Source organism: Chitinophaga sp. (genome assembly GCF_039596155.1).
Lineage (GTDB): Bacteria > Bacteroidota > Bacteroidia > Chitinophagales > Chitinophagaceae > Chitinophaga.
Window position 1 is genome coordinate 52,461 of the sequence record NZ_JBCNKF010000004.1, and the last position, 22,705, is coordinate 75,165.

The window sequence follows — 22,705 nt, forward strand, 5'->3', positions numbered from 1 at the left end:
AGGTGCTTAACAATTATTTATTGAAAAAGTTTATTTTTTATTTGGAGAATTTATTAGATTTTTATTGCTTATTCAAGTAACAACCCCTATCTGTAACCACCAAATAGTATCTCTCACATGAAAAACATCCTTTTCATCAGCGCAATATTTCCACTGATTTTCATTGCTTGCAGGAAAGATAGTTCGTCGAATCACCCTGTAGAAAACAACAAATTTCCTGTTCAGTTCGTAATCAATGGCTTTAGCAAATCGACAGAAGATTTTAATGGTGAAAGAAAGCCAGCAAACAATGGAAAAGAGACAGCTGATTCTCTGTCTGATTACATCCAACATCTTTACTACCTGGTATATAACAACAGCAATGTATTGGTCAAACGTATTAATCAGACCGCCACGGACAGTAGCTTTGGCCTGATACAGGATTCCCTTCCGGCAGGTCATTATACTATCGCACTGGTAGGTTCCAGAAATGAAACCTATATCGGCGGTGACCCTATCTCCGGCTCCCAGGACGAAATCGCCTTCTTTGATTTACCAGGGGGAGATGTCTTCTACAAAAAAATAGGGATTGATGTTAACAATAGTATTGCTGCCAATATTTCCCTGGACCGGGTTGTGGCCAGGCTCAGTGTACAAATCCAGGATGCTATTCCTAATAATGTCAAAAATATCTCTGTCTTACCTACTATGTACCCATTGCCTCCTGATGGAGCAAATGCAGGGGTACCGAACAATATATTATTATACAGTGGCACTAATTATGCCTCTATACGAGGTGGCGGATTTTATTCAGCTTACTTCTTCCCTGTACCAGACTCCCTTCATGGTAGCACCCACCTGTCTCTTGAAATGTACTTGCTCGCACTTAATCCCGCAACCATTTCGGTAATTATCAAATCACTGGATGCCAGCTTTGGTATTATTACAGAAAAAGATGTTACACAGGTAAATATCCAGTCTGGTAAAAAAACTGTCCTGAAAGGAAATCTATTTTCCGACCTCCCCGGACAAGGTAAAGGCGTCCATGTGGGCCTTAACACGCCCGAATGGGGAAACGATACTACCCTGGTCAATTTCTAGCAATAAAAAAGGCTCCTCAGGGAGCCTTTTCAAATACTGTATTGGGTGGAATCTCTGTCCATGCCGGAACCTGTACATTTCGCATTACGACAGCTCCCGGACCAATCAAAACACCTTCCCCGACTGTCGCCCCACCACCTATATAACACCCGGGGCCCAGATGTACATAATCACCAACCACTGCATCATGATCCACCTTACTGCCTATATTCAATATACACTGTTTCCCTATTTTTACATTTGCCTGTACAATCGCTCCAGACAGTATCACTGTTCCTTCCCCTATATATACTGAAGGTGAACAGACAGCCGTCGGATGCACCAACACGATCTCTTTATTATTTACCCGCTCTGCCACTAATTTACGGGTCGCATTATGTCCAATAGCAATTAATACCGGCAACATACCTTCTTTATAAGAAGTAACCTCAATTCCGTTAAATAATCCACCGGTGTTATCCGAAAATGCGGCTGATAACGTCCACTGGGTCATCGCTGCAAGTTCCGCCAATACCTTTGCATGTCCGCCTGTACCGTATAGCTGATATGCTCTCATACTACTGCTGATTTCATTAATCTTGGTTTTAAAGCCACATAAATGATCACCAATGGAATGATCACCCCGACAAAACTGAACAGACTGCCATTCAATATTACGATCACACATACAAACGCCTGCAGAATCGCATACAATGTACTAACATACAAATGCGGAATCTTCCTGTCGTTTGCAAGGATCTGATAAAAGTGCAGGCGATGGGCTTTAAAAATATTCTGTCTCAGGTACAAACGGTGTATAATCGTTAGGATCGTATCTACCCCGTAGATAGCCAGAAACAGGATATAGGTGTAATTACCAGTGTGAATGATCAATTGCAACAACAGTCCTGCTATCCAGAAAGCAATTGTTACACTCCCAACATCTCCTGCAAAACATTTTGCTTTTTTCCTGAAATTAAACACCAGGAATACTACACAGGCTATAGCCGGATACCAGATCATGCTATCACCAACAAAATGCACCTGTGACAGATTCACGTACTGCAAAAATAATAACACCACCAGGCTATATAAACCTGTAATACCATTAATGCCATCCATGAAATTATATGCATTGATAATGCCTATCACAAATACATACAGGCAGACAACCCAAACTATATTGAGTGTGAAAACCGACAGGAAATAAAACAACAGGCTTACCGCAGCAATATGAAATATTATACGAATCCTGTTACTAAGCGTGAATACATCATCCAGAAAACTAATCACCCCTATCATCAACAACCCGGCTACAAATGGCCAGTATGTCGTAAAATCGTCTACCAATAATGCTAACCCGGCAAATAAAAAAATAATACCTCCACCTCTAATAGTTATCTCTTTGTGTGAACTCCTTTCGTTAGGTTTATCAATAATGTTAAAATGATCTGCCAGCCTGAAGTAAATTAGGATTAGCAGAAATAATGAAATACCTAAAATCAAATAATTCATCTGTTAAATTTTGAATTCATCTAATACCCTGTGGGGACGCCAACCCAATGATGCCTTTGCCTTGCTGTCATCAAAGGTAAGCGTGGATATGATCTTGCTCAGCTTGAGAGAATTGATCGGAGACCTATTCCCGGCCAGGTCGCCTACTCGCCCAAGGAACCTTGCCATCCACAAAGGAATGGCCATTGGTCGTGCTTTGCCTAACTGAGAAGCAATCGTTGCTTCTAATTCTACAAAGGTGGGATGGTAACTGTCTGTCAGGTTATAAATCCCTCCAATCTTACTCATTACCGGAATAATAGCCGCTATATCCGTTGCCATTACCACACTCTTCCGGGCATTTACACCCTTTATACTCAGATACCGGCCTGTACGAATACCATTAATCATCGCCCCCAGGTTGCCTGGCGGATTATGACCAGCTATCAGCGGCAACCGGACTATGGAGAGAATGACGCCGTGTTCCTTAGACCATTCAGTTAAAAACGCTTCCGCCTGGATCTTACTTTCTGCATAAGGAGTATCTCCGTTCAACGGATGCTCCTCGTTGATTCCTTCCCCGGCTTCTACACCATACACCGCCACAGTACTGATAAAAACAAAGTATGCCGGCAGCTTTCCACTGGCACTCAATGAACGGCATAACTGTACTGTACCGTTGTAATTAACATCGTAAAAAGCGGCCTTTTCTTCCGCTGTTCTGGGTACAGAATGTGCCTTGCCTGCACAATGTACGACCAGTGAATACGCATGCTGATTACTAAATCCCTGTTTTGAAAGGTCACACACGATATCATGCTGCGGATCTCTTCCCAGCGTGTGCACCACGTCTGATTTCAATAATTCTTCCCGGATTATCTTCCCGAGAAAACCACTGGCTCCGGTTAATAAAATCATATAAGCATCAATTCTCCTGATTTTTTAAACTGCTCAGTGACCTGTTTGATCTCCTGCTCATTTTCTTTTTTAAATATCAGCGGTACATTAACTGTAAGAATCCCGGAGAAGGGTACTGCCTGTCAGTATTGACGTAAGCTACAACAGGTGTAGCCCATATGCCTGTTATGTCCGGGAACTGCTTAGGTTTCCCAGCACTTACTAATAGTCCGGAAGCGACTACCTACACCGACGGTACATATAAGTAAGTGCTGGTTATTCATATTCTATTCGAATTGATTCATTATCTCAAAACCGTGTTCCTTCAGCAATTTCTCTTTCTTAAATAATCTGATATCTGCCTCCACCATTTCTTCTACAAGCATATCCAGATCGTATTGTGGTGTCCATCCCAGTTTGGTTTGTGCCTTTGTAGGATTTCCAATCAGCAAATCTACTTCTGTAGGGCGGAAATAACGCGGGTCTACACATACAATTTCCTGTCCTTCTACAAGACCGGTATCCATATTGTGCAGGGCCTTCACTACACCCACTTCATTCACCCCCTCACCAGAAAATTCAACCTCGATACCTGCTACTGCAAATGCTTTCTTTACAAAATCTCTTACAGTTGTAGTCACACCGGTTGCAATAACAAAATCTTCAGGCTCGTCCTGCTGCAAAATGCGCCACATTGCTTCTACATAATCTTTAGCATGGCCCCAGTCACGCTTTGCATCCAGGTTACCCAGGTAGAGCTTTTCTGATAATCCCATAGAGATTCTTGCCACACTACGGGTGATTTTCCTGGTCACGAACGTTTCTCCTCTCAGCGGACTTTCGTGGTTAAACAGGATACCGTTGCAGGCGTACATGCCATATGCTTCCCTATAGTTCACTGTGATCCAGAATGCATACATCTTAGCCACCGCATAAGGGCTTCTTGGATAAAATGGAGTACGCTCAGATTGCGGTACTTCCTGTACCAGACCGTACAACTCAGAGGTAGATGCCTGGTAAATCCTGGTTTTCTTAGTCAAACCAAGGAGCCTTACCGCTTCCAGGATTCTCAGGGTACCGATACCATCCGCATTACCGGTATACTCAGGAGTATCAAAACTTACTTTTACATGGGACATAGCGCCCAGATTATAAATTTCATCAGGTTGCACATCCTGTATAATCCTGATTAAATTGGTCGAATCAGTGAGGTCACCATAATGCAGGATGAAATTTCTGTTATGCTCATGAGGGTCCTGATACAGATGATCGATTCTATCGGTGTTCAAAAGAGAACTTCTTCTCTTAATACCATGCACAATATAATTTTTGCTTAAAAGCAATTCTGCCAGGTATGCACCATCCTGACCAGTAATCCCTGTAATGAGTGCTACTTTCATTATTAAAAATTGTTTTTTTTAAAGTTTTATACCAACTGTTTCAGCTTCTTCACCAGTCTATATGCGTACAGCAAGGCCGGTACCGGCAGTTTGTTCATCTTCCATGCCTGCATAATCTCACGGTTACCACGCATAATGTTCTTTATGCTTCGGGTGCTTTCTCCCCCCATTCGCATTTTTACAATAGTATTATCTAAAAAATACGGCTTGTAATGATGCACACGGAAAGCTCTTAACATGAACTCATAGTCAGACGATATCTTGAAATCAGGGTAGTATGTGCCAATCTTGTCATAAACTGCTTTGCGTACAAACAAACCCGGATGTGGAGGTACTTCCCCGCTTTCGAAGAAATTCCTGCCATATGGTTTGGTTCTCCAGGTACGCACCACCTTATCAAAGTCATTCTCCCTGAAGTAAACAATATTCCCGTATACTGCATCCACATCGGAATGCTCCTTAAATACCTGCATAATATTGCTGATGGTATGGGAATCGTAATAAATATCGTCGGAATTCAATATCCCGACCACCTCTCCGGTAGCCATTTCGATTCCTCTGTTCATGGCATCATAAATGCCCTTATCCCTTTCTGACGAAATTCTGGCTATCCGGCCCTTATACCTGTTCACCACCTCCATGGTTTTATCTTTCGAGCCTCCGTCTTTCACGATATATTCAATATCGGGATAGTCTTGTGACAACACAGACTCGATGGCCTGATCAATATACCGTTCGTTGTTATACACAACAGTTATTATACTCACTTTCATGTTATCGGGAGAATATATTTTTCAATTTCATTTTGTGTGACTGCCTGGAAAATTGTGCCTGGTAACGCTGCTGCAACCACTCAGATAATCCATCCTTATCTGCATAGCTTCTAAAACGTTCGATGCAATCTTTCAGCGAAGCTTCATTCTTTGGCTCACAATAAAAAGGATAATTATCACCCAGTAGTTCGTTCACATACCCAACACGTGTGGTAATCACAGGAAGACCTACGCTCATAGCTTCCAGCAATACAAGTGGCATACCCTCGTTATGAGAAGGGAATATAAATACATCAGCAGCTGACAAAGCGCTGAATTTATCATTACCGGTTATTGCCTGGCATAATTGAATATGTTCCTGCCCGGCAACACTTGCTTTAAGCACTTCCCAATAAGCCGGCTGAGTAACATTTCCATAACAATCCAGTCGATAATCAGCCGCTGAAAGTTGGCAAAACACACGCGTCAGCTCTCCTATTCCCTTCTCTTCAATATAATTTGCGATATAGATACAGCGTAACACCTCTTGTTGGCCTGTTTTTACCCTGGCCCCGCCCTCCTGTTCTATGGTATTGAATAACACGACTTTCTTATCAGCCGCGGCAGGAAATCCATCCAGCTGCTGCGCTGATAATAAAATAAACCTGTCGGTCATCTGCTGCACCTTACTGAAAAAAAAGCGATTCAGCTTCGATGCATTAAACCGGTCAAAGTCACTTCTGTGAATATGCAGGTAAACTTTTCCGGCGGGGTTCGCTCTTCTATACAAAGACAGCGCCAGATAATTTTTTATAATGCCAAATAGTGAAAAATATAGCACGCCGTAGTAACAATCATATGCCCTGTGGGAAAGTGCGGCCTTTAATTTCTTTATCGCCCTGAGAAAAACAAAAGTTTTATTGAGCGAAAAACGACCGTGATACTTCAGGTCGGCAAATTCCTCCACAATTTCAATATGAAAATCCTCCTGCAGCATCTCCAGGTTTATACCACTGGAAATGCTGGCACCATGAATTGTACGGGGCGGGGTTTCTCCAAAAAATATCAAATTCCTTTTATTCAGTAATGGATGTATGTTCATGTCTTCTAATTCCCATTTTGATTGGGATCAAACTTGTATTTGTTCAGGCTTTTCCAATAGAACTCACTGGTTTTTCTGATACTAACTGAATTTTTATAGCTGTTGTCTGAGGTCACACCTACCCGCTGTAGATCTATATCCTTAAATCCTATCTGCTGTTTCAGATTGTTATTGATGAAAGACTGACTCTTTACATCGTCATCTTCCACTTTTGTATTGGATATTACAATAGAATTGCGGTCTTTATTAGACAGTTTACGCCAGTCATTAAGGTTACCGTTCGCGAAAATTTTCTGCACGTTTTGTGCGTTGGAACAATACACATTGCTGTCCAGGTTAATTGTCATCTTACTCCAATATCCGTCCAGCCAGTTGCTGCTACCATCACCCACAATGATGTTTTTAGTGATCGTATTATTGACAGATTTTCCATCAAAAGCACCAATCTTCATCTGGTAGCCCCGGCCATTTGCAAAAATATTATTGTGCACTCTATTGTCACGGCCCTGGCTCAGGAAGAAACCTCCTGAATTGGTGTTATAGACGATATTATTCTGAATGTTGAAATCTGATGATCCCTGGTCCAGATAAATACCCCAGCCACCATACCTGTAACAGAGGATATCATACACCAGGTTGTGTGTAATAGATGAATTAGCATTTAGGCCAAGTGTATAAATACCGCCCAGATCATCCATCACTCCCTGCCCGATTTCATGGATGACATTATTACTGATCACAATGTTCTTATTCAGTGTGGTCTTAAATCCCCAGGTCCAACCTGTTGATATGCCGGAGTAATAAAGATCGCTGATATCATTGTTGGTAATTGAAAGATCACTGATATTAAATGCAGTAATACCAGCAGCAGCTGGATTCAGTCTGCCACCCGATTTGATAATATTATTAGTGATTTTAACCCCTGCAGTCAGCTGGCTCGCATCCATCATAATATTTCCCACTTTCACCGCGCCCATACCCAGGTCGCTGAACAGGCAGTTGCTTACTGTAACGTTATGAACACCATTTCTAAACCACATTACATTGTAACCAAAGTGCTCAAAGGAACAACCATCAAATGTGAGGTCACTGGTGTTATCTACCTGTATAGCCGCTGGCTGTGAAGCTGCCGCCTGTTGTGGATCGAAACCTTTATCAGGCAGGACGCAACCGGAATATTTAAAATGAAGATTCCTGAATGAAAAACCACTGCCGGTAATGTTGAACAACACATCAGTAGCAGGTGCATAGATTTGTGTACCCGAAGCTATAAACCCAATGGTTTTACCATCCGTAAAGAACTCTCCATCGTCATCCAATGCAGCCCATGTATTCGCAATTTTTATACGGGTACCGGCATTCCATGGCGTATATTTGGAAATAGCCAGCCCTGTAGTGGTAAACTGCTTACCTGATGCAGCAATAACAGGATATTGTGTAAAGTTCCATTTTGTATATACTTTAACCGTAACACCGTCTGTTGATTTCAACAAGCTACCCAGGTTATTGGCAGCTGTATCCAGGTTGACTGTTTTTCTTCCACTGGCATCTTCAGTAGTGCTTTTGATATAAAAGTAATTGTCGTCATTCGGTGATTCTGCCTGTTTCAGGCGTTGCTCTCCTGCGAATAACTGTAGTTCCCCCTTTCTCAGCAAAGCAGGATTATCAGGTGTAAGTATATTGATATTCCCTTTCTTACTGAGTTTTCCGGTCACTAACCGTGCTCCGGATATAATTACATTCGCATTGTTATAAGGTTGAAATGTGATGCCCGCATTACCCGAAAGACTGATCGGTGCATCGATGTAGTAAGTGCCAGCCAAAAAATTGACTGTCCCACCACCAAGTTGCTGAATCTTAGCGACAGCGGCTTTTACAGTTGCAAGTGGTGCGGAGACAGAAGTTCCTGCATTCCTGTCATTTCCGTTAACAGCGACATATACATTTGCCGCCTGAAGGCTCTGACATGCAATAAGCATCCCTAACAATAAGCAATTAAGGAGTTTCATACAAACAGTTTTAATTTGATGACAATTTGAATAACTCTTGATTATTATGAACAGGATGGAAATTTTCATTTTGCCCTACCCTGAATTTTCTCTTCTTAACTTTTTTCTTCACAAGCATATATGCCAGGTAGGCTGTCACCAGCATTCCAAAAGTATATGCATAAGAGGATAATAAATCACCTCTCATCATGAAGAAAAACATGCCTAACAACGACGGATAAATTAATATCCAGAAATTCATTTCGCTGCCACGACTCACATTTACCCAATAGAATCTATCAAATCTGGCAAAGATGAACGCAAACAGTAAAACTATAATTAAAGCACCCGGAATACCAAAATTCAGGTATCCTTCGGCCAGGTAAGGGCAGGACACATTCAGAAAGTAAAAACCATTTTTCTGGCCTATAAAATATCCGCTTCCGACGGGTTTATCCGGCCACACATTACGGGGTACAAAAAACAGGAGGACCCCCGAAAGTTGTTCTCCATATACGATACCTCTCAAATCGGTATATTCTACCGTCTTACAAAACATTGTATATGCATCAAAGTCACCAGAACTATATGCTTTAGCAGAAATCTCAGAAAAATTACCTGCTACATATTCCATAGAAAAATAATCATGACGGGCCTCCGTCAGGATCGGAAACACATAAAACAGTGATGCGATAATAATAATTGGAAACAGATTAGGACTGTTGAACCAACGCCTGTAAGTAAGCGCAAGCCCGATATAAAAAGTTGCAGCCAGATAACGGGGCAAAGCAAGCGGGAAATTGGTTAGTACAGTGGCCAACAATATGGTCAACATCCAGAACAGAGAAATTCTCCTGGACTTATACAACTGAATTGTTATGATAGCATAAATCAATACCCATGATCTGGCGACCTTATCGACCAACAGGTTCTCCGAAGAGTTGCTGTTTACATTATCTACAGAAGCACTGATTACATCAGAGCGCAAAAAAACAATTCCCCCACTTCTAAGCACGATCAGGGCACAAAATGCAAAAAATATGGTACCCCCAATCCAGTAATAGCGGGGAATGCTTAGGTCCGACGAAACATTTTGCGACCGTGACTGCGTGATCAGCTTACCTGAAAAATAAGCATAAAAAAACCTGAATAGCAAAAGACATACGATCAACAGAATATTTACCTTCAGTACCAGATCGTCGCTTAACTTCTCTCCTATCCATGGGTAACGGTTATTCAGGTATTGCATGGTAGGAATATATCCCAGGAATACAAGATTGAAGATCCAGAAGAACTTTTTGAGCGAGTAAGGATATCTATCTTCGAACACACCGATAGCCGATATCAGTACTATTCCTCCAAACGTCAGCAGATTCAGCAATGACACGCCACTCAGGTTATCATTCTGCAAAATGATTACTAAATAAAGGAAAAGGATAATTCCTACGGGTATATATGTCTTTCTTTCTTTCATTCCTGTTTTTACGCAAAATTTTCCAGGTACATCTTTCTGAATGTACCGAATTCTTCCTGTAATACCTTGCCCATATTGATCACTTTCATATTACTTTCATCCACATATAAGCAGGTAGTACTACTTTCGTGCACCACCGTTAATTCGTTTCCTTCTGCCAGCCGGCTAATTATAATTTCAGCCAATACACTGTTCGACATCACCGTCAGCTTTTCCGCCGGAATTTTGTCGGTGTGGTTTTCAATCCTGAAATTGTTGGCCAGATGAGGGTGTATTTTTATTATTATATTGTCGTATTGATCTATATTTTCCGTAAGGAATGTAATTACATCCGGATTAATGTTATAGGCGGTCAAATAAAATGCCACCTTTTTCCCTCCCTGTATAGCTTCCGGCAGTTCCAGGCCTGATACCTTTTCCATTAGCTCCTTTCTGGCTGCAAGTGCACTAAAGAAGTCGGTTCTGAAAGGTAAAATCTGTTTCTTATACCCCTTATGTACATGCCTGTAATAATGAGGGTTATACAGGTAAATTCCTTTCGTCCGGCTATTCCCTCCCAGGAAGGTTCCCCAGCCCTTCACCCGGAAAACAAGGCGTTTTAGCGTGCCCTTCTTTACTTTGTCGACATAAGGTCCAAGGCCCTCTTCTATTACATACAGGTTGCCAACAGGTAGCCTGGCATATTCACCGCCAATGCTGCCATAGTCACAATCAACATACAACCGCTCAACGGCATACTTCTTTGCCAGTTCTCTCACAAGGGCATACGAATCCTCCCTTGTCTGTCCAAATATCACTTCAGACCATGTGTCATCATATAACTTTACTCTTTCGTAGAATAACTCAGCTTCCTTAAAAGAGTTAATCACGATCAGGATACGATCCTCCTGACCCGGAAAATCTATATTCAGTGCATTGAACCACTGCAGTGGTTTCGTGCAGACAATTACATTTACTACTTTCATCTTAAAGAAGGCTTTAACCAAGGCATTTTATAGACCTTATCCGAAAAAATCAAAACGGCTATAAAAGTCAGTGCCGCAATAATTGTAGCTGAATACGCTGCACCGATAGGTCCGTAATTACGGATAAAATAATAAGAAGTTCCTACCTGCACCAGTGCAGCAGAAAAGGTAATGTACGCCAGCTGCTTAGTTTTCTTTGCATAAAAATAATAACAGGCTACCATCAGGTACATTCCCTGAAATACCTGCGTAAACATAGACCAGCTGATAAAGTCCCTGGCTTCTATGTAACTTTTTGAGAGAAAATGGTCAACTATAAAATAAGAAACCACAATGAGTATTACCGCCAGCACCACCTGTACGATACCATATGCGTATGTGAAAAATACCAACTTTCGCTTCAGCGGTTCATTGTTCTCTCTACCCAGGTTTTTATACAGATATGGAATGTAAGCATTGTTAAAAGCGAGGTTCATGAAAGACAGCAATAGCCCGAACTGAAAACCTGTAGCATACAGCCCGGTTGCTTCTGTACCATAAAATTTCGTTAAAAAAATCCTGTCGATACCTGTTCTTACCCAAATACTCATCGCATGAGGCAGCAATGGCAAACCAAATCCGAGCGCATCTTTAATGTAAGCTTTATTATACACCGGCTTCAGGTATCCCCTGCGCCAGATAAAACCAAGACTAAAGATACCATATACAAATGTTGAGAGAGCGATGGCCCAAACCCTGCCTTCCCACTTATACTTTAAACTGATCACAAACACAAGTGTGAGCAGAAAATTCAGTATGGTCTGCGTGATCTGATAAACACCAAAACTCAAAGGCTTCTCTTCCAGCCTCCACAGTTCCATATTAAACAGCGTGATTACCTGCGCCAGTGTGATCATTACACCCATCAGCAGATAAAAATTATTAATAGGCAAAAAACCTCTTATGAAATCTCCCAGCAATGCGATCAACACAAAACATACCACTGTAGAACCAGCCAGTATAAGACAAAGATTGTAGATGTAAGTGGCAATCTGCTCCTTGTCGAACTTATAAAAATTAACAGATATCGTACCATGTAAATTAATACCGGCGAATACCAGTAAGATAGAAGTATAGACAGTATAGTTGGCTACCACACCATAATCTGAAGGTGTCAGGTAAAAAGTCAGCAATGGCAATATAAGGAAAGGTACTGCCTTGTTAATGGCATCTGTCAGTGCATAAATCAGGCCTCCTTTCAGGAGTGGATGTTGTAAGATCTGCCGAAAGTTCATTTAATTAATTTTTCTATATCCACTTTCGCAAGCGCGATACGGGGCTTGCCCGTTAGCTTGCTATACTTATTATATGTAATGATGAGTAGTTTACCGGCAATCTTCACAGAAGGATAGCTATATGAATAATTAGCGGTATTTTCAATATCAATCTTCTTATCCCAGGTCTTCCCATTGTCAAAGCTTACCGCCAGTGTCAAAGGATTTCGCTTGTCAAAAACAGCCGGATCGTAGGTAGCATTATTCCAAACCATGAATAAACAGTTATACGCCGCGGAGTATACAATCGTTTGTGGTGATTCCGGTGTATTAATCTTTGATTTGGAAATATCCGACCAGGTATACCCGCCATCACTGCTCGATGAAAACAATACCGAGCCTGTTTTGCTCCTGATCGCCATTAGCAGCTTGCCGTTCCCCAGTTCCGTCACAGAAGGCTCCATTAGTGCCACATCAGCACTATATGTTCTACCCTTTTGCCAGGTCAGACCATAATCATCACTATAGTAGCAGAACATCGTCTGGAAGTTATAATACTGATTGATTTCCGGTGCAAAAGAAACAGGGATCAACAACCTTCCGGATTTCAATTGTATCAGCCTGGAATTATTGATGATGTTGTACCCGTCGTTCAGTGGATTTATATGTGTAAGTGGATTCCAGGTCAGGCCTCCGTCATTGCTGGCTTTAACATACAAATTGATATTAGAAAGAGAATTCTTTGCCAGGAATACCAATAACCTTTTGTTATTTCCTACATCCAACATATTAGGCATAGAAATATTAATCTTAGCCACTTTTTCCTGAAGGATCGAGTCTATTGCCCATGTTTCACCCAGGTCATAACTGGATGCCACTGCAATGGTGGCACTATCTGTATCAATCAAACCTACTGAATGTCCTGTAGCAGACAGTATCCATTCACCCGTTTTGGAAATCAGTAACTCAGGGTACCCAAAGCCTCCCGGGAACCGGGCGTCGGGCATTAAAATGTCTTTCTTGAAAATCAGCGCTTCTGATTTACGTTGTTCTTCTCCGTCGTCACTGACTAAGGCAATACCAGCATCATCATTTATACTCAGCCGATCATCATAAGTCAAATTGGCTGACTTCTTACAGGCTGCCAATGCAACCAGCATAAATAGAAACCCAAGACGGTACATAAGTAAGAGATAATAAGATTTCTGTACAAGTTAAAGCAAATCAATGCCGACCTTTCCTGTGTTCACCAAATACTCCATAAAATCGAAATCAATCTGATGATCAACGTCGAAACAAATATGGGGCATATCATATATCATAGACCTTTCTGTAATGACCTTGTTTGTGCCCAATTCAAAGAATGAACGTCTGTAAAAATAGAATGATCCATTGATGTCGTATACCTGAGGAGAAGCCTGACGGCTTAGGAAACCGCCTCCGGCAGATTTAACGACGCCGTAAAATCCATTTTCCTTTTGTTCAACCATATTAAAATAAGGGTTACGCCCTGATTTACTTACGGAAAACAAAGTAAGTGCGGTTTCCGCTGATTTAAAAGTATGGAAAGCCGTTTCAAGGTCATCCATAGTACGAAAAGGCGATGTAACGTCAAGATCCAGCAGGTATTCGAATTTTTGATTACGCTGTTGTTCCTCGAACAGCAGGAGATCAGCAATAGCATCCACTTTACCTGCAGTATCAGAAGCAAGTTCTGCCGGGCGTTTGTAATTGGTAGTAATACCAGATGCTGCAGCTACACGGATGATGCCTTCATCATCCGTCGATAAGGCGATTGCACCATCATACCTGGTCAGGAAAGCCTGCGCCATTTTAATAGAATAATCTATCAGTGGTCTGCCACCTAATGGCTTAATATTCTTACCCGGCACTCCTTTGGAACCACCCCGGGCACATATTGTTACTAATATCGACATATATTAAAACCGGATATATTTAATGTCTTCCTGTGCCTTTTTGAAATCCTCATGTTTGCCGATGTCCAGCCAGTACCCATGCAATGGATAAGAAGCCACCTTCTCCCCTTTTGCAATCAATGTCTCCATCAGGTCGGTGGCATTAAAAAATGCATCCCGGGGTATAAGATCCAGACATTCTTTTTTCATCAGGTAGATGCCTCCATTTGAATAATAAGTATACGTCGGTTTCTCCTTAAATGAACGAACATGTGATTCGTCTGTTTCGAGTACCGCGTATGGCACCTCTACATGATAAGGAATGGTTACCACGGAAAGCATCGCATCTTTTGCAATGAAATCCAGGAAAAAGTCTTCGTAATTAAGATCTGTTAACAGGTCCGAATTACTAACCAGTACATAGTCCTGGCTTAAGTCTTCGGCTTTCGATACTGCGCCGATAGTACCCAGCGGGGTATCTTCCCAGATGTATTTAATGGTAGCGCCTTTCTCTCCACCATCTTTCAGGTGGTTTTCGATCTGCTCACCCAGGTAGCGTACAGATACCCATATATCGTCAATACCGTAACTAACCAGCCGGTCAATGTTATACTCGATAATCGGTTTCTCACCTACCTTCAGTAAAGGTTTAGGCGTATTATCCGTCAGCGGTTTCAGGCGTTCTCCCCTGCCACCCGCCATAATAATGGCGTCTACAGGCAGATAGGAACGATGAAAGCGGAAGTTCACAATATTTTGAATACGACCTTCATCATCAACAACGGGAATGATCTTCAAATTGTTCTTCCTGTATTCAATAATTTGTTCAGCAGTATATTTTCCCTTTTGAATAATTTTTGGCGGTTTGGCAATAAAATCCCGGACATAACTGTCCAGTTGCAGGCCTCTGAGCAAACCTCTGCGAATATCTCCGTCTGTCAGCGAGCCAACCAGTTTGCCGTCTTCATCTATCACAAATAAAATAGTATCACTCGCCAGCACATTCAAGCGTGCCAGGCCTTCCATGAGGGTTGCCTCCTGGTTTATTAAGTGTTTTTTGTAATCTTCCATAACTTTTGAGGTTTAAAGCTGCTTAAGGGTTTGTATAATCCTTTCTGCTGCTCCGCCTTTGAAATAAATGTTTTCACCTTCGTAAGGCCCTTTCCCGGAAGCTTGTTCCACTGCTTCAAGCATTGCCGCTTTACTGAATGGCACATGCATTACATTGCTGCCTGTCAATCTGCCTTTCTGCCGGTCGCCCAGGTTAATAACATATTTATTAAAAGAGGCCGCTTCTATGATACCACTGCTGGTATTTCCCAGGAGCATACTGGCGTGCTGCATACAGGAAAAATAACTTTGGGTACCAAAATTTTCTATCAGTTTTATCTTTTCCGGATTGTTCTGTCCGAGCGCCTGAAAGGCATTGCGGAACACACTTCCGTTTGTATCTGCATTCGGCATGGTGATCACCAGCTGATAGCTGGATGAAAGTACTTCCAGTGCACCCAGCACTTCCTGCAAATGGCTTTTATTCTGTTGCGCCCCTACCGTCTCGGGATGAATGGTGATCAAAATAGAAGGCTTATCCAGATCAATATGCCACTTGTCATTAAATGCTGATTTGCTTAATAATGGAATACCAGAAAGATTATCCAGGCTCAGGGCACCGGTAACCGTTACGTTTGCATCCCTATTATCCAGTAAAGTGAAGACCCTTTCAGCAAACACATCTGTGGCCACGAAATGCAAATGGGATGCCATAGTTATAGTATGCCTGAAAACATTATCTATAGCACCTAAAGTTGTCTCTCCTCCGTGGAGGTGTGCAAATTTCACCCCAAAGCTGAGACCGGCTACCACAGCGGTACACATTTCATAACGATCTCCCAGACAGAAAACGACATCAAAATCCTTTGCGTGTGCCTGCCAGAAATCTGCAAAGCGGATAGTGGTCAGGCCCATCGCAGTTGAGATAGATGCATCATCATCTGTCAGTAACATAGAAGCGATCCTGTAATCCACCTTATAGCCATCCTGCTCTATCGCATCTACAGTATGCCCGTGATATGACGATAAATGAGTACCGAAAGCGATGATCGCAGTCTGAAAGAAATCGTCTGCGTACAGTGCCTTAATCAATGGTTTGTAAATTCCATAATCTGCTCTGGAACTTGTTAAAATGGCTACTCTCATGAAATATCAGACCAACTGAGTTTATGAAATGCGGATAAATCCCTGCCTGCCTTTCTGCCAACAATCTTGTCCATTTCAAATGGTGAAATTCCATCCCCCGGGCGTATCATTACCAAATCACCTGCTGTAATCACGGTACCTTCTGCAAGGTCTTTGCTCAGGTGAATGCTTTTCCTGGCGATTGCCATATTCTTCCTTTCACTTTCACTGGGCTGTTTATAACCATCTCCGGCCATTGCAAGCTCCACATTGCGAATAGCAGACACCATCTGCCGAAGTTCTGCAGGGTCCAAAGATGCTTTGTGATCAGGTCCTTCCATTTCCTTGTCCAGGGTAAAGTGCTTTTCAATCACTTCAGCCCCCAGCGCCACAGCTGCAACAGGCACTTCAATACCCAATGTATGATCAGAGTAGCCAACACCTATTCCAAATGCAATCCTGATGGTGTTCATGGCACGCAGATTTACATCCTTCATGGGTGTAGGATATTCTGTATTGCAATGCAGCACCTGGATGTTCTCCCTCGCAATGCCGTTCTCCAGCAATACATTTATGGCATTCTCTATTTCTCCGAGGGTAGTCATCCCTGTAGACAATATCACCGGCTTCTTTTTCGCCGCAATATGTTTCAGGTATGGATAGTTGGTAATTTCACCGGAAGGTACTTTAAAAAGGTCCATTCCAAGATTGTCGAGGAAATCTACACTCTCTTCATCAAATCCCGTACTGAGGAAACGGATATTATTCTTCTCGGCGTGGGCTTTTAACAAATAATGTTGGTCTTCTGTAATTTCCAGCTTTTTCAGCATCTCGAACTGGGTTGATTTGGCCCCCATATTCTTTTCCTGGTATTCGGCCTGCTGAGCGGTTTTACTAACCAGTTTGGCAGCTTTGAAAGTCTGGAACTTGACGTAATCTGCACCTGCCGCTGCTGCCGCCTCAATCAATCTGAAAGCATTTTCCATGCTGCCATTATGATTCACACCGGCTTCGGCTATGATCAATACTTTTTTCATCTCTATATTTTTTTGCAGGGAACACCTGCATATGTACCGGGAACGGTGATATCTCTGATCACAAGAGCACCTGCACCTACAACGGTATTCTCTGTTATTTTTACCCCATGCGATACAATACTACCGGAACCGAGCATGCAGGCATCTCCTACTACCACATTTCCATTAAGCAATACACCGGTAGAGATGTGGGTATGATTACCAACGCTGCAGTCGTGTTCCACATTTGCGCCTGTGTTGATAATGCAGTTTTGCCCGATTGTGACATCTGCATTAACAGATACCCGATGATGAATGACCGTACCCGCACCAATGGTTGCATATGCAGACACGGTTCTCTCATCTGCTATCACTGTTGCCAGGGGGGCTCCTCTTGTCAGTAGCGCATCATAAATACGCTGCCTTGGCTGAGCACTTTTAATCTGGCCAATGGTGATTAAAAAATGATGACCGGCTGCAACTAAAGCATCCAGGTTTTCATCTGTACCTATAATTTTCTGGTCGAGCAGGTTTGTGCCGACCAGTTCTTTTCTATCCAATATGCCTGCTACATGCCATTTACCGGAAGTACGGATTACTTCCAGAACGGATTTGCAATGCCCTCCGCCTCCTATCAGGATCAGCGACTGTTTAGGCATAAAACTCCTGGATTTTTGCAATGACTGATTTCACTTCTTCATCAGTTATATTTGTAGAACATGGAAGGCTCAGGCATTGCTCATATACCATGTTACTAATGTCTGCTTCTGAATAATAAATATCATTCTTAAACGCAGGCAGGCGGTTCATTGGCACCCAGAATGGGCGGGTTTGTATGCCATTCTTATTCAGGAATTCCAGTAAGTCCCTGCTTTTTGAAAACGCCGCTGTATACAACCAGCAGTTGGCCACCACTCCTTCTGTAAGCGCCTGTCCCATAAAACCAGGAATGTTTTTCAGTCCTTCGTTATACATGGCGGCGATAGCGCGTTTCCGCCCGATAAAACCAGGTAACTGCTCCATCTGGGCAACTCCCATAGCCGCCAGTATATTTACAAGACGGTAGTTATAACCCACTTCATCATGAAAATATTCCATTGGATCTGATTTGGCCTGGGTAGTCAGGTGTTTCGCCTTTTTTCCCAATGCTTCATCGTTCGTGAGTATCATTCCACCACCACCGGTTGTGATAATCTTATTACCATTATAACTCAGACATCCGAACAGCCCCATAGAACCCGCTGGCTGGCCCTTATAGCTGGATCCCAGCGCTTCGGTAGCATCTTCTACAACCGGAATATTGAACTTTTTCGATAAAGCCATCAATTGATCCATGTCTACCATATTGCCCAGCACATGCACAGGCACAATTGCACTAACTCTTTTGCCACTTTCTTTGTGATAAACACCATCTTCTTCCTCATCACAGTTATGGCTAAGGAAGTTCTCCAGCAGCTGTACATCCAGTTGCCAGGTGTAGGCATCCACATCTATCAATACAGGGTCAGCTCCCAGGTATTTAATCACATTTACAGGAGCGACAAATGTAATGTTCGGGCATACAACCAGGTCGCCCTGTTTAACACCTGCCAGCATCAGACTGATATGCAGCGCAGCAGTACCATTACTGGTTGCTACCGCCTTTTTGGTATGGGTAAAGGCAGCAGTCATTTCCTCGAACTGATTTACATAACTTCCTACTGAAGATACCCAGTTGGTATCCAGGCAATCTTTCACATATTTCCATTCATTTCCCGCCAGATTTGGCACAGATAACGGTATCATATATTGTATATATCGGCTTTATACTGCTTTAAATTTTCTTTGTCTTTAAACCATTCGATCGTAGCGGCAAGACCATCTTTCAGGCTATACTGCTGCTTCCAGTTGGTATATTCCTGGATCCTGGCGTTTGCTCCATACAACCGGAATACTTCCGACTTCTCTGGCCTCAGCCGCTGGTTATCAGTCACGATTTTCGCATTCGGATTGATCTGGTTGATCAGTTCCTGTGCCAGATCACCTACAGAGATCTCTGATTGCGTGGCGATATTACAATCGAGGCCAATTAACTTATCACTTTTTGCAATTTCCACGAAGCCATTGGCGGTGTCTTTTACAAATAATAAATCACGCGTAGGAATCAGGTCGCCCAGTTTTATTTCTTCCTTTCCATTCAGCAGTTGAGTAATAATGGTAGGTATAACCGCTCTTGCTGACTGACGGGGACCAAATGTATTAAATGGCCTTACAATAGTGAGCGGCAGATCAAAGCTTCTGTAAAAAGATTCCGCGATACAATCGGCTCCGATTTTCGAGGCCGAGTATGGCGACTGCGGCTGACGCGGATGCTTCTCGTCGATCGGGATATACAGTGCGGTTCCATATACTTCCGAAGTACTGGTGACAAGCACACGTTCAGTGCCGAGATCCTTTGCTGCCTGCACAATATTCAGTGTACCTTTTACATTTGTATCAATATAAGAGTCAGGTGAATGGTAGCTAAAAGGAATTGCTATGAGCGCAGCAAGGTGAAAAACAACATCAATATCTTTCATGGCAGTACGTACACCATTAGGGTCACGTACATCGCCCGCAAACACTTCCAGCTGTGCCAGCTTCTCTTTGGGAAAAGAATCAAGCCATCCCCAGCTGTTAAAAGAGTTGTAATAAACGAATGCCTTCACTTTACATCCTTCATCCAGCAGTCGCTCTACGAGATGACTCCCAATAAATCCGTCAGCTCCTGTTACCAGTACCTTTTTACCCTTTAAGTCCATTGTCAACAATTAGCTTTAAAAATTATTTTTTGATCTTTTTTGTCAATTTTGATAATAATGGTCGCTCCGTTTCTGATACATTGTAACCGTAACCATAACCATATCCGTAACCATAACCATATCCGTTCCTGTCACCTTTACGCACATCGTTTACAACCAGATTCAGCTTCGGCATCTTCCGTTGCTGGAAGAGGTCATTTACGATCTGGAGCTGCTGCTTGAATGTATAATTCTGACGTACCACATAGATAGTTGCATCAGCATACCTTGCAAGTAACTGCGCATCTGTCACCAAACCGATAGGCGCCGTATCGATGATCACATAATCAAATTCCTGACGCAGTCTTTCAAAAAGATGCTGTACCTTCTCCTGCAGTAATAATTCGGCCGGGTTTGGAGGAATAGGACCAGAGCTGATCACAAAACAATTTTCGTTAAAACCGGAAGGCTGAATCAGCTCATCATAGCTGGTCTTACCAATTATATAGGTACTAAACCCGGAAAAGTTCTTTAATCCCAGGTATGTGGAAATCTTTGGCTTTCTTAAGTCCAGTTCCATCAGCAACACCTTTTTCCCTGAGATTGATAATACAGCTGCCAGGTTGGTCGCGATGATAGACTTACCCTCCCCACTCATACTGGAGGTCATGAGAATGACTTTGTCGTTCGCCCCGGACAGAACGAACTGAAGGTTGGTACGTGCAGCGCGGAATTGTTCTGCAATTGGCGTTACAGAGTCTCGTTGTACAATGACCATCTCTCCATTTTCAAAATGTCCTATTTCAGAAAGAATAGGCACATTGGTGCTACCTGTGATATCAGCTTTGTGTGTGATACGGGTGGAGAGAGATTCCTTCAGATAAATAATCAGGGAAGGGAAGATCATACCCAGCAAAAGCCCTATCAGGTAAACGAGAGAACGCTTAGGTCTGAAAGGACGGGCCAGGGTCTTGGCAGGATCAATCACCCTCGCTGTTGCCATGTTGGACGACTTGGAAATCGCAGTTTCTTCACGTTTTTGTAGCAGGAAAAGATATAACTCCTGTTTAATAGATTGCTGCCTGGAATAATCAAGGAAGATACGTTCCTGTGCAGGTACTTTTCTGATCTTCTGAGACAGGTCGCCGGAACGTGATTGTAACTCCTTTATGCTTACTTCAATGCTCTTCCTGACAGATGCCACATTTGAAGAAAGGTCCTGACGCAAACCAGCCAGTTGGGTATCAATATTCTTTACCAGCGGATTGGACTCTGTGCTGGAGAGTAATTGTCTTTCTCTTTCCAGCTGCAGCAGGTTATATCGTTCAATGATACCTGCAAAGGTTGGATCTTCTACCACCAGTGCAGACGGCACCACTCTCTTATTGTTCTTACTGTCGGCCAGGTAATCTTCCAGTGACTTCACTACACTTAATTTTACCTGTAGATCCGTTAACTGTTTCAGGAAGTCGCCTGTACCGGATACCAATAATTTAGATTGTTCAGTCAGGTCTGCCAGCTCATTGGTCTGCTTAAAATTCTGGATCTCCTTTTCAACACCGGTCAGCTCCTGCCCTACTATCACCAACCTGTTGTCGATAAAGGCAATCGTGCTGTCGGCAATTCTGTTCTTATCGTCTACACTGGCCTTCAGGTATTCATCAATAAACCTGTTGAGGATAGTTTCTCCCTTCACAGGCACTTTGGTATCCAGTTTAAGGTCGATTGTGCTTACCTGCTTATTGGGAATAGATACGTCGATCATCCGCTGGTAATCTTCAACAGCCTGATCTACCGAAGTCAAATCAATCGTGTAAGTTCCTTCAAACGGGTAGTTGGTATTTCTCCTGATCACAAGGTCTCCTTCGTTCAGCCGCAATGTATCTCCCCAGGAAGCAGTCGTAGTTTTACCGGATTTGCCTATTGTCAGGGCAAATTTAGTCACATCAGCCACTGGCTTGATGGTATATGTTGTAGCCCGCAGGGAGTCAGTCATGCGAACCCAGTTCATATTGAACGGGGAATTACCGTACAACTCACTGCGCTTAATATGCCCCTCAGCAGTAATTCTGGAATAGAGTTGTAATTCCTGCACCACGCGTTGCATGAGAGAACGGGACTTCAGAATTTCTACTTCATTGTCCACATTACTCTTATTAGAGAAGAGCTGTAATTCCTGGAAGAGTTCCTTACCAGGAATATCCCCTCCCTTTTTGTCATCCTGGATCAGGATCTTAGCCTGTACTTTATATTCGGGAGTTGTATACCGGATATATAGCCATGACATTACCATACAAAAGACCAGGAAAATAAGGAAGAGGTACCAGTGGGTGATAAATTTATCAATAAGTTTTCTCAGATTCACACCATTCTCATTGACCTCCTCATTAGAGATTGTAGAGGGAATAGGACCTGGCTGATAATTGTTCCCGTTATAATGCATAATAAAAAAATA

General features: G+C 42.6%; 20 protein-coding genes. 1 reads left to right on the plus strand and 19 read right to left on the minus strand.

What is annotated here, in order from left to right; all coding sequences use genetic code 11:
• Positions 1-117 precede the first annotated feature (117 nt).
• A complete protein-coding gene (locus tag ABDW33_RS05160; protein ID WP_343688995.1) occupies positions 118-1,080 on the plus strand; it encodes a FimB/Mfa2 family fimbrial subunit in 963 nt (320 codons plus the stop codon).
• Between the two features lie 16 nt (positions 1,081-1,096).
• Here ABDW33_RS05160 and ABDW33_RS05165 read toward each other — a convergent pair whose 3' ends face one another.
• The 19 genes from ABDW33_RS05165 to ABDW33_RS05255 all read right to left on the minus strand — a co-directional run bounded on the left by ABDW33_RS05165 (position 1,097) and on the right by ABDW33_RS05255 (position 22,693).
• On the minus strand, positions 1,097-1,636 hold the full coding sequence (locus ABDW33_RS05165; protein WP_343688996.1) for a hypothetical protein: 540 nt from the start codon (positions 1,634-1,636) through the stop codon (positions 1,097-1,099).
• Complete coding sequence (locus ABDW33_RS05170; protein WP_343688997.1) at positions 1,633-2,574, minus strand: glycosyltransferase family 4 protein; 942 nt, start codon at positions 2,572-2,574, stop codon at positions 1,633-1,635. The genes ABDW33_RS05165 and ABDW33_RS05170 overlap by 4 nt, the downstream gene beginning before the upstream one ends.
• Before the next feature lie 3 nt (positions 2,575-2,577).
• Entirely contained in the window at positions 2,578-3,471 is an 894-nt protein-coding gene (locus tag ABDW33_RS05175) for an NAD-dependent epimerase/dehydratase family protein (RefSeq protein ID WP_343688998.1), read from the minus strand.
• A gap of 266 nt (positions 3,472-3,737) precedes the next feature.
• Entirely contained in the window at positions 3,738-4,850 is a 1,113-nt protein-coding gene (gmd, locus tag ABDW33_RS05180) for a GDP-mannose 4,6-dehydratase (protein WP_343688999.1), read from the minus strand.
• A gap of 26 nt (positions 4,851-4,876) precedes the next feature.
• Positions 4,877-5,623, minus strand: a complete 747-nt coding sequence (locus tag ABDW33_RS05185) for a glycosyltransferase family 2 protein (protein ID WP_343689000.1) — start codon at positions 5,621-5,623, stop codon at positions 4,877-4,879.
• Position 5,624: 1 nt separating this feature from the next.
• On the minus strand, positions 5,625-6,704 hold the full coding sequence (locus ABDW33_RS05190) for a glycosyltransferase family 4 protein (RefSeq protein ID WP_343689001.1): 1,080 nt from the start codon (positions 6,702-6,704) through the stop codon (positions 5,625-5,627).
• A 5-nt stretch (positions 6,705-6,709) separates the two neighbouring features.
• Positions 6,710-8,713 (minus strand): right-handed parallel beta-helix repeat-containing protein, encoded by a 2,004-nt coding sequence (locus ABDW33_RS05195; protein WP_343689002.1) that lies wholly within the window; start codon positions 8,711-8,713, stop codon positions 6,710-6,712.
• 10 nt (positions 8,714-8,723) lie between these two features.
• Positions 8,724-10,166 carry an O-antigen polymerase gene (locus tag ABDW33_RS05200; protein ID WP_343689003.1) on the minus strand — a complete coding sequence of 481 codons (1,443 nt, stop codon included), beginning with the start codon at positions 10,164-10,166 and terminating at the stop codon, positions 8,724-8,726.
• Positions 10,167-10,174: 8 nt separating this feature from the next.
• Positions 10,175-11,131 (minus strand): hypothetical protein, encoded by a 957-nt coding sequence (locus ABDW33_RS05205; RefSeq protein ID WP_343689004.1) that lies wholly within the window; start codon positions 11,129-11,131, stop codon positions 10,175-10,177.
• The gene (locus tag ABDW33_RS05210; protein ID WP_343689005.1) at positions 11,128-12,405 is read right to left on the minus strand and encodes an oligosaccharide flippase family protein; all 1,278 of its coding nucleotides are present in this window, start codon (positions 12,403-12,405) and stop codon (positions 11,128-11,130) included. Before ABDW33_RS05210 ends, ABDW33_RS05205 begins: the two co-directional genes overlap by 4 nt.
• Positions 12,402-13,568, minus strand: a complete 1,167-nt coding sequence (locus tag ABDW33_RS05215) for a sialidase family protein (RefSeq protein ID WP_343689006.1) — start codon at positions 13,566-13,568, stop codon at positions 12,402-12,404. Before ABDW33_RS05215 ends, ABDW33_RS05210 begins: the two co-directional genes overlap by 4 nt.
• 30 nt (positions 13,569-13,598) lie before the next feature.
• Positions 13,599-14,321 (minus strand): acylneuraminate cytidylyltransferase family protein, encoded by a 723-nt coding sequence (locus ABDW33_RS05220; protein WP_343689007.1) that lies wholly within the window; start codon positions 14,319-14,321, stop codon positions 13,599-13,601.
• A gap of 3 nt (positions 14,322-14,324) precedes the next feature.
• Positions 14,325-15,371, minus strand: coding sequence for a nucleotidyltransferase family protein (locus ABDW33_RS05225; protein ID WP_343689008.1), 1,047 nt, complete (start codon positions 15,369-15,371; stop codon positions 14,325-14,327).
• A 12-nt stretch (positions 15,372-15,383) separates the two neighbouring features.
• A complete protein-coding gene (gene neuC, locus ABDW33_RS05230) occupies positions 15,384-16,496 on the minus strand; it encodes a UDP-N-acetylglucosamine 2-epimerase (protein ID WP_343689009.1) in 1,113 nt (370 codons plus the stop codon).
• Positions 16,493-17,512: an N-acetylneuraminate synthase gene (neuB, locus tag ABDW33_RS05235; protein WP_343689010.1), complete on the minus strand. Its 1,020-nt coding sequence runs from the start codon at positions 17,510-17,512 to the stop codon at positions 16,493-16,495. Before neuB ends, neuC begins: the two co-directional genes overlap by 4 nt.
• 2 nt (positions 17,513-17,514) lie before the next feature.
• Positions 17,515-18,150 carry an acetyltransferase gene (locus ABDW33_RS05240; protein ID WP_343689011.1) on the minus strand — a complete coding sequence of 212 codons (636 nt, stop codon included), beginning with the start codon at positions 18,148-18,150 and terminating at the stop codon, positions 17,515-17,517.
• A complete protein-coding gene (locus ABDW33_RS05245) occupies positions 18,143-19,276 on the minus strand; it encodes a LegC family aminotransferase (RefSeq protein ID WP_343689012.1) in 1,134 nt (377 codons plus the stop codon). Before ABDW33_RS05245 ends, ABDW33_RS05240 begins: the two co-directional genes overlap by 8 nt.
• The gene (locus ABDW33_RS05250) at positions 19,273-20,271 is read right to left on the minus strand and encodes an NAD-dependent 4,6-dehydratase LegB (protein ID WP_343689013.1); all 999 of its coding nucleotides are present in this window, start codon (positions 20,269-20,271) and stop codon (positions 19,273-19,275) included. Before ABDW33_RS05250 ends, ABDW33_RS05245 begins: the two co-directional genes overlap by 4 nt.
• 22 nt (positions 20,272-20,293) lie before the next feature.
• Positions 20,294-22,693, minus strand: coding sequence for a polysaccharide biosynthesis tyrosine autokinase (locus ABDW33_RS05255; protein ID WP_343689014.1), 2,400 nt, complete (start codon positions 22,691-22,693; stop codon positions 20,294-20,296).
• Positions 22,694-22,705 lie beyond the last annotated feature (12 nt).